The organism is Natrinema versiforme JCM 10478 (assembly GCF_000337195.1).
Taxonomy (GTDB): domain Archaea; phylum Halobacteriota; class Halobacteria; order Halobacteriales; family Natrialbaceae; genus Natrinema; species Natrinema versiforme.
On sequence record NZ_AOID01000048.1, the window covers coordinates 149,649 to 164,570 of the forward strand.

Annotated in this window: 15 protein-coding genes and 2 tRNA genes; 11 read left to right on the plus strand and 6 right to left on the minus strand. The window is 67.3% G+C overall.

The features are described 5' to 3' along the window. Nucleotides 1-31: 31 nt before the first annotated feature. The 3 genes from C489_RS16035 to C489_RS16045 all read left to right on the plus strand — a co-directional run bounded on the left by C489_RS16035 (nucleotide 32) and on the right by C489_RS16045 (nucleotide 3,243). Entirely contained in the window at nucleotides 32-460 is a 429-nt protein-coding gene (locus C489_RS16035; RefSeq protein WP_006432372.1) for a universal stress protein, read from the plus strand. A gap of 191 nt (nucleotides 461-651) precedes the next feature. Next, nucleotides 652-2,169, plus strand: coding sequence for a hypothetical protein (locus tag C489_RS16040; RefSeq protein ID WP_006432373.1), 1,518 nt, complete (start codon nucleotides 652-654; stop codon nucleotides 2,167-2,169). Between the two features lie 108 nt (nucleotides 2,170-2,277). Next, on the plus strand, nucleotides 2,278-3,243 hold the full coding sequence (locus tag C489_RS16045) for a transcription initiation factor IIB (RefSeq protein ID WP_006432374.1): 966 nt from the start codon (nucleotides 2,278-2,280) through the stop codon (nucleotides 3,241-3,243). 82 nt (nucleotides 3,244-3,325) lie between these two features. Here C489_RS16045 and C489_RS16050 read toward each other — a convergent pair. After that, a tRNA-Gly gene (locus C489_RS16050) sits at nucleotides 3,326-3,396 on the minus strand. A gap of 353 nt (nucleotides 3,397-3,749) precedes the next feature. On the opposite strand from C489_RS16050, the gene C489_RS16055 reads away from it, so the two are divergent. Further along, entirely contained in the window at nucleotides 3,750-4,544 is a 795-nt protein-coding gene (locus C489_RS16055) for an NAD+ synthase (protein WP_006432375.1), read from the plus strand. 105 nt (nucleotides 4,545-4,649) lie between these two features. Here C489_RS16055 and C489_RS16060 read toward each other — a convergent pair whose 3' ends face one another. After that, the gene (locus C489_RS16060) at nucleotides 4,650-5,354 is read right to left on the minus strand and encodes an enoyl-CoA hydratase/isomerase family protein (RefSeq protein ID WP_006432376.1); all 705 of its coding nucleotides are present in this window, start codon (nucleotides 5,352-5,354) and stop codon (nucleotides 4,650-4,652) included. A 60-nt stretch (nucleotides 5,355-5,414) separates the two neighbouring features. On the opposite strand from C489_RS16060, the gene C489_RS16065 reads away from it, so the two are divergent. Both C489_RS16065 and C489_RS16070 read left to right on the plus strand, forming a co-directional pair. Further along, entirely contained in the window at nucleotides 5,415-6,164 is a 750-nt protein-coding gene (locus C489_RS16065; RefSeq protein WP_006432377.1) for a DUF7114 family protein, read from the plus strand. Nucleotides 6,165-6,261: 97 nt separating this feature from the next. Continuing rightward, a tRNA-Thr gene (locus C489_RS16070) sits at nucleotides 6,262-6,333 on the plus strand. 94 nt (nucleotides 6,334-6,427) lie between these two features. On the opposite strand, the gene gfo6 is transcribed toward C489_RS16070, so the two are convergent. Then, on the minus strand, nucleotides 6,428-7,498 hold the full coding sequence (gene gfo6 / locus C489_RS16075; RefSeq protein WP_006432378.1) for a D-xylose 1-dehydrogenase Gfo6: 1,071 nt from the start codon (nucleotides 7,496-7,498) through the stop codon (nucleotides 6,428-6,430). Between the two features lie 204 nt (nucleotides 7,499-7,702). Here gfo6 and nadA point away from each other — a divergent pair, with 204 nt between their 5' ends. From nadA to nadC, 3 genes are read left to right on the plus strand one after another with little or no spacing between them, the layout of a single operon-like run. Further along, nucleotides 7,703-8,836 carry a quinolinate synthase NadA gene (gene nadA / locus C489_RS16080; protein WP_006432379.1) on the plus strand — a complete coding sequence of 378 codons (1,134 nt, stop codon included), beginning with the start codon at nucleotides 7,703-7,705 and terminating at the stop codon, nucleotides 8,834-8,836. Between the two features lie 2 nt (nucleotides 8,837-8,838). Next, nucleotides 8,839-10,377: an L-aspartate oxidase gene (locus C489_RS16085; RefSeq protein ID WP_006432380.1), complete on the plus strand. Its 1,539-nt coding sequence runs from the start codon at nucleotides 8,839-8,841 to the stop codon at nucleotides 10,375-10,377. Nucleotides 10,378-10,382: 5 nt separating this feature from the next. Next, complete coding sequence (gene nadC, locus C489_RS16090) at nucleotides 10,383-11,249, plus strand: carboxylating nicotinate-nucleotide diphosphorylase (protein WP_006432381.1); 867 nt, start codon at nucleotides 10,383-10,385, stop codon at nucleotides 11,247-11,249. Between the two features lie 3 nt (nucleotides 11,250-11,252). Here the strand turns inward: nadC and C489_RS16095 are convergent, their stop codons facing one another. The 3 genes from C489_RS16095 to C489_RS16105 all read right to left on the minus strand — a co-directional run bounded on the left by C489_RS16095 (nucleotide 11,253) and on the right by C489_RS16105 (nucleotide 13,302). Then, nucleotides 11,253-11,771, minus strand: coding sequence for a DUF7529 family protein (locus C489_RS16095; protein ID WP_049890957.1), 519 nt, complete (start codon nucleotides 11,769-11,771; stop codon nucleotides 11,253-11,255). Nucleotides 11,772-11,931: 160 nt separating this feature from the next. Next, entirely contained in the window at nucleotides 11,932-12,486 is a 555-nt protein-coding gene (locus C489_RS16100; protein ID WP_006432383.1) for a methyltransferase domain-containing protein, read from the minus strand. Nucleotides 12,487-12,579: 93 nt separating this feature from the next. After that, entirely contained in the window at nucleotides 12,580-13,302 is a 723-nt protein-coding gene (locus C489_RS16105) for a lipoyl protein ligase domain-containing protein (RefSeq protein ID WP_006432384.1), read from the minus strand. 56 nt (nucleotides 13,303-13,358) lie between these two features. On the opposite strand from C489_RS16105, the gene C489_RS16110 reads away from it, so the two are divergent. Further along, a complete protein-coding gene (locus C489_RS16110; RefSeq protein WP_006432385.1) occupies nucleotides 13,359-14,252 on the plus strand; it encodes a hypothetical protein in 894 nt (297 codons plus the stop codon). Nucleotides 14,253-14,344: 92 nt separating this feature from the next. After that, the gene (locus tag C489_RS16115; RefSeq protein ID WP_006432386.1) at nucleotides 14,345-14,848 is read left to right on the plus strand and encodes a PaaI family thioesterase; all 504 of its coding nucleotides are present in this window, start codon (nucleotides 14,345-14,347) and stop codon (nucleotides 14,846-14,848) included. Nucleotides 14,849-14,922 lie beyond the last annotated feature (74 nt).

The following is a 14,922-nucleotide window of genomic DNA, read 5'->3' on the forward strand; positions in this document are numbered from 1 at the left end:
CCGTCCGCTCGAGACTATCGTCCAGACAGCAATGTACGAGACGATCCTCTTTCCGACGGACGGCAGCGACCACGCGGCGACCGTCGCCGCCCACGCCATCGACGCTGCAGCCGCACACGACGCCTCCCTCCACGTCCTCTCGGTCGTCGACGACCGCGCGTTCCTCGTCCTCGAGGACGACCGCGTTGAGCGCGTCCGCGACGACCTCGAGGCGACCGCCCGCGAGGCGGCCGACGACGCGGCGACCCGCGCCGCGGATCGCGGCCTCGAGACGACGACCGCGGTCGACACGGGCAACCCGGCCGAGCGCATCGTCGACTACGCCGAGACCGCCGATGTCGATCTGATCGTCATGGGAACCAGCGGCGACGAGTACGAACGCAACGTCGTTGGGAGCGTCTCCCAGCGCGTCGTCCGCGACGCTCCGGTCCCCGTCACCACCGTCGGACCCGACGTCTGATAGCCAGCGGTTCGATATCCGATCGACGGGGGTTCCGATGGTCGATCGCTGGTCGACTCGAGTGCGGTCGAAGACGATTCCTGCCGGCACTATGATCAGGGCCGTCGCCCGCTCCGCCGCTGTTTTCGAGCGGGACACGCCGGAACGGTACCGCATGGTTTGATGTGTGCTCCGTCACTAGTGACGCGGAGATGCGCCGTTCGATCGTAATTACAGCCGTTCTGCTCGTTCTCGCCTTCGTACTCGTGGGCGGGCCGTCGCTGTTGCTGTCGCTATCGACCGAGCAGGTCGCCTCCGAGCAGCCGGCTCAGACGGAGCCAGCGCCCGATCTCGTGTCCTTCGAGGACTCCGAGAGCGGCTTCTGGGAGTATCTCAGCCCCACTCGAGGGTTCCAGAAGCGAAGCCCCGTCAACGTCGTCGTCCGCGGCGACCTCGCCGACGTCGAGCGGGTCTTGACCGACGCCGACGACGGCGACTGGTCGGAGATCAACGAGTCCGAGGAGGAGGCGCTCCCGGAGACGTACTCGCTCACCGGCGGGAACGAATCCGACAACGAAACCCAACCGGCCAACGCGACCGCCGACGGGGACCAACCCGCACCCGCATCCGAACCCGAGCCCGAAAACGAAACGGTGGCCAACGACTCGGCGGCCAACGACTCGGCCGAAAACGCGACCGACGAGGAGGAGGAGGAGGTGGACGAACCGCGTGGCTCTCTCCCCAACCTCGACTGGGGCCAAGCCGACGGCGGGACCCGCTACGCCTACGTCGACCCCGGCCCCAACGAGAGCGGCTACTGGATAACCGAATCCCGCCAGCTCGAGGACGGCGACTACTACGGCCAGCGGTACCACATCCGGCTCTACGAGAGCCCCAACGAGGGCGACGACTGGGTCGCGATGCAGACCCACTCGGAGCACTTCGACTGGTTTACGCTCCGCCACCGCGTCCACGGCTCGCAGGACGCCCAGACGAAAGTCGAGAACGACTTCATGGACCACCCGCGGGTCGACGTCCAGGAGGACGTGACCCGAATCTACCTCGACAACAGGAACTCCGCCGACGCCGACGGCTGGGCGACCCTCGTCGAACTCGCCGGGCTGTTCGTCGTCCCGACGCTCGTCGGCGTCGGTGCCGGTAAACGCCGCCTCGATGCCTCGAGCGGCACTGAACAGCCCGTCGACCGCGTGGCCCAGCGCGCGCCGAACGCGATCGACGACCACCTGACCGACGTCGATCGCCGCCGACTCGCGGCCGCCTACGCCCGCCTCGAGGCCGGCCACGTCCTCCTCGTCTTTACCATTCTGGCGCTGTATCTCGGCGTCCGGATGGGCGGCCTCGTCCTCGAGCGCCAGGCCGGGTTCCTCACCCCCCACCAGATCGCCGCGCTGTTGTACCCGGTGATCGGGGTCGGCATTCCGGCCGCGACCTACCTGATTGCGCGCGGGCTCACGCGCCGACTCGACGCCGCGGTCGTCGCCGCCGGTTCGCTCGCGCTCGCGGTCTGGCTCGATTACGGCCTGCTCGGCGTCTCGTCACTTCCCGTCGACGTCGTCGCCCAGCGGATGCTCGTCGTCGTCGCGCTCGGACTGATCGCCGGCGGCGCGGCCAAGCGCGCGGCGCGCGACTCGAAGTTCAACGACATGTTGCTGGTCGGGACGGTCATGTGGCTGCTCGTGTTGGCCGGGACCCTCTTTGGCTACCTCTGAGCCGTCGTCGCGTCCTATCTTGCCGCAATCGACGGCATTGTTGTCGTTCGATCCGCGCGTCTTCGGTGGCGAGCCCTTAAGTCCTTCCAACCTCGTTATCTACATGAAATGGCAAGCCCCACCCGTCAGCGCGAACGCGATCCTGAAACGACAGAACAAACGGAGGAATCGGAGCGCGAGCGGGTGTGTGACGAGTGTGACGGCGGGACGCTCGTCAAAAGCGAGGATCAGGGGGAACTCGTCTGTGACCAATGTGGGCTTATCGTCGAAGGAACGAACATCGACCACGGGCCGGAATGGCGCGCGTTCAACCACTCCGAGCGCCAGAACAAGTCCCGCGTCGGCGCGCCGACGACCCAGACGATGCACGACAAGGGGCTGACAACCTCTATCGACTGGAAGAATCAGGACGCCTACGGCCGATCGATCTCCTCGGACAAGCGCAATCAGATGCGCCGCCTGCGGAAGTGGCAGGAACGGATCCGAACCAAAGACGCCGGCGAGCGAAACCTCCAGTTCGCGCTGTCGGAAACCGACCGGATGGCCTCCTCGCTTGCGATCCCCCGCTCGGTCCGGGAAGTCGCCTGCGTGATCTACCGGCGCGCACTCGACGAGGACCTCATCCGCGGCCGCTCGATCGAGGGCGTCGCGACCAGTACGCTCTACGCCGCCTGCCGCATGGAAGGCATCCCCCGATCGCTCGAGGAAGTCGCCGCCGTCTCCCGCGTCGAGCGCAAGGAGATCGGTCGCACGTATCGGTACGTCGCCCAGGAACTCAACCTCGAGATGGAGCCGGTCAACCCCAAGAAGTACGTGCCGCGCTTTTGCTCGGAACTCGAACTCTCCGAAGAGGTCCAGGTCAAGGCAAACGAGATCATCGACGTCACGACCGAGAAGGGACTCCTCTCGGGCAAGTCCCCGACCGGCTACGCTGCGGCCGCGATCTACGCCGCCTCCTTGCTCTGTAACGAGAAGAAGACCCAACGGGAGGTCTCGGACGTCGCGCAGGTGACCGAGGTCACGATCCGCAACCGGTATCAGGAGCAGATCGAAGCGATGGGCATCCACGAGTAAGTCGGCTTCCTCCGTTTTGACCGCGGCTATCGACGACACCGATCGGAGAGCCGTCGCTATCGAAGCATGAGTCTTCGAGAAGTGCGCTGGCCGGGAATTGAACCCGGGCTATGAGCTTGGGAAGCTCATGTCCTACCACTAGACCACCAGCGCCCGTTTACTGCGTTCGCTTCCACTTGAGCATACCCTCCGATCACACTTCAACGTAGCGCTCTCGAGCGATCCTCCCTCCGCCGTCACAAGAATCCGGCCTCGAGTTGCAGGAACTGCAGACTCTCCGTACGTAGTGGTGTCCACCGTGGTAGTGATAGCTGCAGCAAGACAGTGTGTCCGGATTGGGGTAGTGGCAACCGTCAGCCCGTGGCGGCTGAGACGCGCAGTTCGATTCTCGCACCCGGACCTTTTCCGAGTCGTCTCGAGTCGCGAGCGCTCGCTGAAATTGACCATCCAGTCAGTTTTTTCCGGGGAGGGGAGGCTATTAGGTCGTGCCGTCCGTATCCGGTCATATGATCGACCTTCGCTTTTCGGAGGCGGAACTCGAGCGGCAGCGCGAACACATCACTGACTTCATTCGGGGGCAGGTCGACGCCGCAGGGGCCGACGGTGCGGTGCTCGGGCTCTCGGGGGGGATCGATAGCACGCTGACGGCGACGCTCGCTGTCGAGGCACTCGGGACCGAGAACGTCCACGGGCTCGTCCTCCCGGCCACTGTCAGCAGCGAGGAAAACATGAGCGACGCCGAGCGAGTCGCACAGGACTTGGAGATTACCTACGACGTCCTCGAGGTCGAGCCGATCGTCGACGCCCTGTTGTCGGCTTATCCGGAGGCCGAGGGCGACCGCGAGGCGGTCGGAAACGCGCGCGCTCGCGTCCGAGCGGTGTTCAACTACCTCGTCGCCAATCACGAGCAACGGTTGGTCCTCGGAACCGGCAACCGCAGCGAGGCCGCCGTCGGCTACTTCACAAAGTACGGCGACGGGGCCGTCGACTGCCACCCGATCGGGAACCTCTACAAGGGACAGGTCCGCCAGCTCGCCCGCCACGTCGGCGTCCCGGAGGAACTCGCCGCGAAAACCGCCACCGCGGAGCTGTGGGCCGACCAGACCGACGAGGACGAACTCGGAATCAGCTACGACGCGCTCGACTCGATCCTCGCGACCCACATCGACGGCCCGCTCTCCGCGACGGCAACCGCTCGACTGCTCGAGGTCGACGCGGATACCGTCGAGCGGGTCCGCGAGATGTACGAGCGCAGCGAGCACAAGCGGAACGCGCCACCAGCGCCGGACCCGCTCGAGTAATCGGCCCGCGCTCACGCCCGCCACTCGTCTTCGAGCAATTGTTACAGAGACCGGTTGTACCGGTCGATTCGTTGAATCGGCAAGTCGGCGCTCCGATTCCTCCCCCTACTCGAGCAGCGCGTCGATATCGTCGGCGTGGGCGGTGACGAGGTCAGCGAAGGCGTCGGCCTCGCGGCGCTCCTGTGTGGCGCGCTCGCTATCGTCTCGCAGTCGGCGCTTCAGAACTGCCAGCGCGTCGTCGGCGTTGCCCGCGATCTCCTCGGCGACCGATCGGGGCTCGTCCTCGATCCGCGAAATCAGTCCGATTCGCAGCGCTTCCTCGGCGTCGATCGGGCGGCCCGAAAGCGCGAACTCGAGGGCGTCGCCCTCGCCCACGACGCGGGGCAGCCGAACGGTCCCGCCCCACGCACCGAACAGGCCGAAGCCGACCCCCGGCTCGCCGTACGTCGAGTCGGGGGTGCCGACCCGCACGTCACAGGCCAGCGCGAGCTCGAGGCCGCCGCCGCGTGCGGGCCCGTCGATCCCCGCCACGACGACCGCGGGGGAATCTTCGATCGTCCGCGCCACGCGCTGGCCCAGCCGCGCGAACTCCGCCGCCCGGTCGCGATCGCCCTCTAGTGCCGCGACCTCGTTCAGATCGGCTCCCGCGGAAAACGCGGGGCCGCATCCCCGCAGGTAGAGTACTGGCTCCTCGGCGTCGTCGACCGCCGTCTCGAGGGCCGCGAGACCGTCGACGGTGAGGGCGTTGCGGGCCTCGGGGCGGTCGATCGTCACGGTTCGGATCGGGCCGTCGGCGTCGCTGTGGATCACGTCAGCAGTCGATCGGGCGTTTCCAAAGGTCTTTGGCTCCTCCGTCGTAACCCCCCGCTAATGGAGAAGGCCGACAGCTGTCGGCGTGCCGCCGCCGAGGCCGTCGCGGACGTCGAACCACCACAGCTACACGACTATATCGACTCTACCCTCGATCGTGCATCGATGGTCCCCGGGGTACTCACGCTCGAGAGCGCCGCGATGATGGCAGCCGAGCACGTCCTCGAAGACGAGTCCGTCGCGGGTCTCGACGACGGAGACGACGGGAACCGAGCCCGAGCGGCCGACGGCGACCTCGACGGCGTCGTCACCCACGCGGCGGGCGTCCAACTCATCTACGAAGGGCTGCGACTGACCCGATCGCTCGCCCGCGAGGAACCGTGGACAGCGACCGAGGCCGAGACCGACGCCGCCGACGGCGACCTCGCGATCCTCGCGGCCGACATCCTCGTCGCCCGCGGCTTCTACCTGCTGGCTCGCACCGACGCCGCGGACAAAGCCGTCCGGACCGTCCAGTCGTTCGGTCGCGACCAGACCCACCGCGCCGAGCGCGCCGCCAGCGGGGGCGATCCCGCCTCGCTCGACGCCAACCTCGAGCGCGACGTGCTCGAACTCGCCGTCCTCACCGGCTCCGTCGCCGTCGGCGAAACCCCCTCGCCGCACCTGCTCGCCGTCGCCGAGGGCCTCGCGGACAGCGCCGGGGCCTCGTTTCCGCCCGTCGAGGACTCGCTCTGCGACCTCGAGCCCTCGGCTCGAGAACACTCGCTCGAGGACCACGTCGACCGGGCAACCTCGGCGACGGATCCGTGAGCCGCTGCCAACTGTGGGACGGCACCGCGATAACCCGACTCACAGCCCGCGTGAATCGAAACCCATAAAGACATCTCCGGTCAACGAAGAAGTGCGCGCCTGGGTAGCTTAGCGGTAAAGCGCGTCCTTGGTAAGGACGAGAGCCCGGGTTCAAATCCCGGCCTAGGCTCTTTCTGATCTCTTCGCGAAACCGTTCCTCAATAGGACACCTCGAGTACCAACAGGAGCGAGTTAGCCGTCTATTTCTGCTCGGGAGGATCGTCTCACTCGAGCCCCACCCGACACCCGGTCTCGGCCGACTCGTAGGCGGCCTCGATCGCGCGTAGGTCCGCCAGCCCGTCCGCACCGTCGGGTTCGGGATCGGTTCCGGCGAGCACGCAGTAGCCGAAGTAGTCGAACTCCTCGCGGACCTCGTCGACCGTGGGGCCGGTGTACTCCGTGCGCACGTCGCCGCTCTCGACGACCATCTCGTGGGGGACGACGCCGCCGAAGGGCGACTCGATGTGGATCTTCCCCTCGGTGCCGACCAGTTCGAGCTGGCTGCTGGCGTGGGCGTCGAAACTGGCGGTACACGAGGCTGTCACACCGGTCTCGAACTCGAGTTGAAAGGCGACATGCTCCTCGACCCGGTCGAAGGGCTCGCCGCTCGAGTGGGTGGTGGCGAAGACGCCCGTGGGCTCGCAGTCGAGGACGAATCGGGTCGTGTTGAGCGGGTAGATCCCGAGGTCGACTAACGCGCCGCCGCCGGCCAGATCGGGGTCGAGCCGCCACGTCTCGGGGCTCGCGTGCTTGAGCAGCGGGTGCGAAAAGCCGCCGTGGACCTGCACCACGTCGCCGATGACGTCCCCGCGGACGAGTTCCCGGGTCCGGCGGACCGTCGGCTCGGTCTGTAGTCGGTAAGCCGGCATCAAGACGACGCCGGCGTCGGTACAGGCGTCGACCATGTTCCGAGCGCGCTCGAGGGTGGTCTCGAGTGGCTTTTCGCAGAGAACGTGCTTGCCGAACTCGGCCGCTGCGGTCGCGTACCGGCCGTGAAAGGCGTTCGGCGTCGGGATATAGACGCCGTCGTAGGCGTCCGCGCGGTCCCCCGCGAGGAACGCGTCGTAGTCGATGACGTGTGACACGTCGTACTCTGCGGCGATATCCGTGGCGCGGTCCGGCGAACTCGTGACGAGCACCGTCGTCTCGCAGTAGGTGCCCGCGGCGATCGCGGGCAGCGCGCGCTGGCGGGCGAAGCCGCCGATCCCGATCACCGCGAGCCGAACGGTGCCTGCGACCGATTTTTGCTCCCAGTCCCGCTGCGTGAAGTTCGCAAAGCAGTCCTCGAGTGCCATACCGTCTCTAGGGCTCGGGCGAAAAAGGTGGCAGTGAACGTCTGCGAGAGAATCTCAACCGAGAACTGGTCGGTATCGATGAACGACAGTCGCTTCGCTTTCGACGCTACTATCCACCGGTGGTATTCACCCATGACACCCTTTCGAAGGAAAAAGTTATTCAATAGTCGCCCGTGATATGCGATAACCCACAGGTGACGTAAGATGGTCAAAATGGAAACGGCGGAGCTGGAAACCGACCTCAGTCTGTTCAAATACGACAACCTCGAACAACTCCCGCCTCGGTATCGGGATCTCGAGGAAGCTGAACGAACGAAACGGATCGAGGCGGCGCTGTCCGAACTCGGCGACGACGTGGTGATCCTCGGGCACAACTACCAGCGACGCGAAATCGTCGAGCACGCGGACTTCATCGGAGACTCCTACCAGCTCTCGAAGGAGGCAGCGAACGCGGACGCCGAGTACGTGATCTTCGGCGGGGTGACGTTCATGGCCGAGAGCGCGGACATCATCACGGACGACGACCAGTCCGTGATCCTCCCGAGTATGGAGGCCTCGTGTCCGATGGCAGGAATGGCTGAGGCCCTGCAGGTCGACAGCGCGTGGGCCGAAATCACGGCGGCCGCGCCCGACGCCGACATCGTCCCGATCACGTACATGAACTCCTACGCGGATCTGAAGGCGTTCTGTGCGAGTCAGGGCGGCCTCGTCTGTACGTCCTCGAACGCACACGAGGCCTTCGAGTACGCCTTCGACAAGGGCGATAAGGTCCTGTTCCTCCCCGATAAGCACCTCGGGGAGAACACGGCCCACCGGCTCGGGATGGAAGACGAGATCGCCGAGTGGGACCCGTGGGACCCCGAAGGCAAGGACGCCAACGAGGTCGCCGAGAGCGACATCATCCTCTGGGACGGCTACTGTCAGGTCCACGAGCGGTTCCGCGAGGGTCACATCGAGCAGGTCCGCGAGGATCACCCGGACGCCAACGTCATCGTCCATCCCGAGTGTCGCCGCGAGGTCGTCGAGGCTGCCGACAAGGCCGGATCGACCGCGACGATCTGCGAGACCGTCGAAAACGCCGATCCCGGCGACACGTGGGCGATCGGCACCGAGATCCACCTCACGAATCACCTCCAGCGCTGGCACCCCGAGGTGAACGTCGTCCCGCTCTGTGGCGACGCCTGCATGGACTGCAACGCCATGCGCCAGATCGACCCCAACTACCTCGCGTGGGTCCTCGAGGAACTCGCCGCGGGCCGCGAACACAACGTGATCGAGGTCGCGCCCGAGGAGAAGGAACTCGCCGGCGTCGCGCTCGATCGCATGCTCGAGATCTAATCATGACCGAAACAATCACCGCCACGGAGACGACGACGGACGGCGAACGCGCAGACGTACTCGTCGTCGGCAGCGGGATCGCGGGCTGTGCGGCCGCGCTCGCGGCGGCCAGGGAGGGTGCGGACGTACTCCTCCTGACCAAAGCGACGAAACCGGACGACGCCAGCACTGACTGGGCGCAGGGCGGCATCTCGACTACGCGCGGGAATCCCGAGTCGCTCAAAGCGGACATTATCGACGCCAGCGACGGCACCGCCGATCCCGCGGCCGTCGAGACCCTCGTCGAAAACGCCGACGAGGCCGTCGAGGACGTGCTCGTCGACACGCTCGAGATTGACTTCGACGAGGGTGAGGACGGGGCGTTCGACTACACACGCGAAGCCGCCCACTCCGAGTCCCGCATCCTCCACGTCGACGCTGCGACCGGCATGCACATCCTGCGGCCGTTCCTCAACCACGTCGACAACCACGAGCGCATCGAGGTCCGGCAGGATACCGCCGCGCTCGAGTTGATCACCGCTGAGGGACGCGTTCACGGTGTGGTCAGCGATGAACGGCCAGAGGGCCACCCGATCTACGCCGGTGTGACGGTCCTCGCGACCGGCGGGATCGGCGCGCTCTACGGCCGGTCGACCAACCCCGACGACGCGACCGGCGACGGGATCGCCATGGCCGCCCTCGCCGGCGCGGACATCGAGGACATGGAGTACGTGCAGTTCCACCCCACGGCTTATGGCGGCGAGAATCCGTTCCTGCTCTCGGAGGCCCTGCGGGGCGAGGGTGCAGTGCTCCGCAATGGCAACGGTGAGCGGTTCATGGAGGATTACCACCCGCAGGGCGACCTCGCACCGCGGGACGTGGTCGCGCGCGCAGTCGACACCGAGCGCGAGGAAACCGGCGAGGTCATCTTGGACGTGAGCCCGCTCGAGTTCGACGCCGAGTACCCCGGTATCGCCGAGAAGTGCCGCGACCGCGGGATCGAGGGCGATCGAATCCCGGTCGCGCCCTGCGAGCACTTCCTCTGTGGCGGAATCGACGTCGACGACCGCGGGCGGACGAGCCTCGACCGGCTCTACGCCGTCGGCGAGTGCGCCCGCACCGGAGTCCACGGCGCAAATCGGCTGGCCAGTACCAGCCTGCTCGAGGGCCTCGTCTGGGGACTGCGCGCCGGCGAGGACGCGACCGGGTTCGAGCCCAACCCCGTCGAGGCCCCCGAACTCCGCGACAGCGATCCCGCACTTCCTGACCGCTTCGCCGCCGAGAAGTTCACCCGACTCACGCGGACGATGGACGAGTACCTGGGGCTCGAGCGCGACCCCGACGAGGTCGCCCGCGCGAGCGCCGTCCTCCGGCGGCTCAAGGGCGAGGTCGACGCCTACGTCCGCACGCGGACGGCCCGAGACCTCTACGAACTCCGGAACGCCAGCGTCGTGGCCCTCCTGATCGCGCGCGCTGCGAGCGAAAACACTGAATCGGTCGGCTGCCATTACGTCGCAACCGAGCGCGACGAGTCGACGGCCGAACCGACGGCGGACGATTGAGGGCCATGATCACCGACACACAGGTCGAGCGCTGGCTCCGCGAGGACATCGGCCACCACGATGTGACGAATCAGGTCCCGGGCGAGACGATGGGGCGACTCGTCGCGAAAAAGTCCGGCGTCGCGGCGGGCCTCGAGGCCGCGACGGCCGTCTTCGACTACCTCGACGTAGCCGTGACCGACCGACTCGAGGACGGCGACGAAATCGACCCCGGCGACGAGGTTCTTCGCGTTGAGGGACCCGCACGCGAGGTCCTGCGGGGCGAGCGCGTCGCGGTCAACCTCGCGGGCCACGCCTCGGGGATCGCGACGCGGACGCGGGAGGCCGTCGACGCCGCCCGCGAGGCGCAACGCGCCTCAGATAAGCGAGCGGTCGAAAGCCGCGAGCAGCGCACTGAGAGCGAGACCGTCCGAATTGCTGCGACACGCAAGACCACGCCTGGCCTCCGCGGCCTCGAGAAACGTGCCGTCGTTGCGGGCGGCGGGGACACCCATCGGCTCGATCTCTCGCATATGGTCATGGTGAAGGACAACCACATCGCCGAGATGGGACTCGAGGGGGCGATCGAACACTTCGCGGACCGCACCTCGTTCGCGACGAAAATCGATGTCGAGGTCGAACGCGTCGCCGACGCGCCGCGGGCTGCCGAGGCCGGTGCCGACATCGTTTTGCTCGACAACATGACACCCGAGGAGACGCGGGCCGCCGTCGGCGAACTCGCCGACTACGAGGGCGTGCTGGCCGAAGCCAGCGGCGGGATCACCCTCGCCGACGTGCCCGACTACGCCGCGACGGGCGTCGACGTGATCTCGATGGGGTCACTGACCCACTCCGCGCCGTCGCTGGATCTGTCGTTTCGGACCGGCGAGTGAGTCTCAGTCCGCGTTCCACGCGCGAACGTCTGCTTCCTCGAGGAACAGCGACGGGTCGTCGTGTGAGAAGCTGACCCACCGTTCCGTCCCCGCCGCGGTCACGTGGGTCAGTAGCTCCTCCTCGACGAGCGCCGTTTCGAAGACGGCTCTGCAGTCCGTGAGGTCGTAGGTCAGCGGCACGAAAATGGCCGTCTCGCTCATTTCGTCGCGCTCGACCGTCAGCGCGACTCGCCGGTCGCTATCCTCGTCCGCGAGCGGCCGATAGTACACGTCGGCCGCGGTGATCGTAACGTCGCCTTCCTCGATGAGGTCCTCGAGGACGCCGTACGCTTCGGATGAGACCGTGACCTCGAGTCCGAGCCGCTCCTCGGTGTCGACCGGCGAGACGGCCGTCGGCTCGAGGACGACGGCGTCCCAGCCGTCCTCGCGGTACTCCTCCGCGATCGTCCGCGCGTCGGCGAGGAGTTCGTCCCACAGCGGCCCCGACGGCTTCGAACCCTCAACCGACTCCTCCGCCGTCATCGGATCTCCTCCGGTCGCGTTCGTGTCGTCATACTCGAGGGCGACGACCCGGAGCGGAAAAACGTTACCCCACTCTCCCGAACTGGGTCTCGCGAACGCCCGTAGACACCAGACAACGGCCGACGACGCCGAGATACCCCTCACCGCGACCGCGGATCGATCAGTCCCCGTCGCGGTCTTCCGCCTCCGTCCGTGGAAGATCGAGCCGTTCCATCGCGTCACGCCAGACGTCCTCGTCGTCGGGATCACACTCGGCTTGCCACTCCGCCGGTGGCAGAATCGTCGCATCGACCTCCCCTTCCTGAGCCGCTACGGGCGGATCTATTCGGACTTGATGAATCAGCGTCCCAACGCCGTCGGTTTCGCGAATCCGGGCCAGTGTCTCCTTCGCCTCCCCGAGCGACAGGAACGACAGCATGCACTCGGTGACGAACACGTCTATCGCGTCGATACCGAACGCCTCGCGCAGCGACGGGATCAGGTCCTCGTCGCGGATGTCCGCCTCGCGCAGCCGCTCTCGAACCTGGGGCTCCGCTGTTTCCAGTACCGATCCCGACGCGTCGAAGCCGTAGGCCGCCACGTCGTGCTCGCACAGCCGCTTGACCGTCGCTCCCGCGCCGCAGCCAGCGACGACGACCACCGGTTCCCGCTCGGCGTCCGCGACGGCCTTGGCGAACGCGGCGAGTTCCCGTACGTTGTCGAATCGCTCTCCCATGGTCTCCCACCGGCTCGCGGGTCGAAAACTCTCTCGGTTGGCGGCTGGGTGTCCGACAGTGTTTCGCGCCGTTTTCGGGATGGCGATGAGTCATTACCCCCCGTCGCCGAGGTGCTCGACTGACGCGCCGGTCGGGTCGTCCGCCTCCCCGAGTAGAGCATCTTCGATGGCCGCCCGAACGGGCTCGGGATCAGTGGGCCCGCCTGCCCCCGCGACGGTCCCTACCGTCGCCGGATCGAGCGCCACCCCGAGGGCGTCGTAGACTCCCTCGAGCACCCCGGCGAGTTCGTCGCGATTGGCCACGAGCACCACGCCGGCGACGAGCGCCGCGTCGGCCCGAACGCGCTGGGCGATGCCGACGAGCTTTCGCCGTCTCCCGTCGGCGCTCGCGTCCGTCGCCGACAGCGAGTGCGTTCCGGGACAGAACGACTCCTCGGGTTCGCCGCGGCTCGGCTCGAGGCCGAGCGTTCGAAGCGCTCGCTCGAGATCCGCCGTAGCGCGCTCGTACCGGGCCGTCGACCCGGTGCGAAAGTCCGCGATCGGTTCGGCGCGGGCGAAAGCCAGCGTCCTCTCGCCGTCGTAGGCGACCGCCCGGCCGCCGACGTCGCGCTCGATCGGCGGGAACCCGCGCTCGCGTGCGGCCTCGCGGGCGCGATCGAACCCCTCGAGACGGGTGTCCCGGCGGCCGAAGGCGACCTGCCGGTGGGGCGTCCAGACGCGGACGGCCGGCTCGCCGCCGGCGGCGACCGAGAGCAGCCGGCGGCTCGCGTCGCGATCAGCCTCGATAGATGCCGCCCGGCCGCGAAAAACGCGCATAGCGGCCGTAGGTCCCGGTGGGCCTAAACGCTCCCGCCTCCAGAGACCGACAACGAATGGCCGTCACCCTTCCCGAGGCCGTCTTGGCGCAGTACGCGCGCTTCTCGCTGTACAACTCGCCGTACCCCGCCCACGACGGCGGCTGCGCGATCGATTGCTATCCCGGCACGCTGGTCGACGGGCGGACGACTGCCGCGCCGAGCCCGGTCGCCGGCACCGTCCGTGAGACCCGAACCGTCCGTGCGCCGCCGAAACCCTACGCGCCCGAACACGACCACCTGATCCTGCTCGAGCCCGCGGCCTCGAGCCCGCTTTCGGGACTGACCGTCCGAATCCTCCACGTCGAGCCGTCGGTCGAAGCCGGCCAGCGCGTCGACCGCGGCGACTCACTGGGTCGGCTCGTCCGGGCGGGGTTTTTCGCGCCGTGGGTCGACAACCACCTCCACGTCGGCGTTCGCGGCCCCGACCGGAACCCCTACCGCGCGTCGGGCTCGCTCCCGCTCGAACTCGGGGCTTCAGTCCGGCCGCTCGAGTGGGACGGCACCGGCCGCGTCGTCTCGACCGGGGAGACCTACGCGGTGCTCGATTCGCCGGCGCATCCGAATCCCGGCGCGGAATTCGTCGGTGTGCGAGCCGACAGCGGCGGCGTCCTCGACGGCGGGCTCCCACACTACGACGGCGGCGGGCTGCTCGAGCGGGGCGGATCGATCGACGCGGAGTGCGACCGCGACCCCGTCGTCTCGCTGAACGGCGACCGCCTCGGCGTCGCCGACGGCCGCACGATCGCGTGGGACGACGTGACCGTCACGGCGAACGGCGAGCCGATCACCGGGCTGTCGCTGTTCTGCGCTCGAGACGGGGACTTCGGCGCGAAGCTGATCTGTCCGGACCGGCCGTTCGAGCGCGGGGAGCGCGTTCGGGTGCGGGTTCGCTCGAGCACGGAGGACTGATCGCGTCGCTGGTCACCCGATCGGATGAACGCCGAACAACGGACACGTCGAGAAACGTAGCTGTCAAGACCGTCGCCGGCGGACGGGTGGCCATGGCCGAGGACACGCCGACGATGGACGTGCTCGAGGAGTTCGACGACCTCGAGGGGATGCTCCAGTACTTCCTCGACGAGAACCAGGAGTTCCTCTCGTGGCTCGGAACGACCGTCGACAACGTCGGCGACGGGACGATGACGATGTCGATTCCCTACGACGAGAAGCTGACGAACACGCGGCCGAACCCCGACCCCGACGAGCAGGCGGATCTCCACGGCGGCGTCGCGGCCACCCTCATCGACACCGTCGGTGGCCTCGCGCTGCGGACCGCCATGGACGACCCCTTCGGCGCGCGGATCGCGACGATCAACCTGAACGTTAACTACCTTCGGCCGGCGACGAGCGACCTTGTTGCCACCGCGGACGTGATCCGGGTCGGCGGCAGCGTCGGCGTCAGCGAGATCACCGTCGAGAGCACGGCTCCCGACGGGGAGACCAAACCCGTCGCGATCGGGCAGGGCGCGTACCGGGTGTTCCGTTCCGACTATAGTATCCGTTAGAATTTTCCGCTCAGAGATTGTTGCTATAGTCAATGGACCATCTCGACGAGATCTCTGTCGAAGAACTCCAAGAC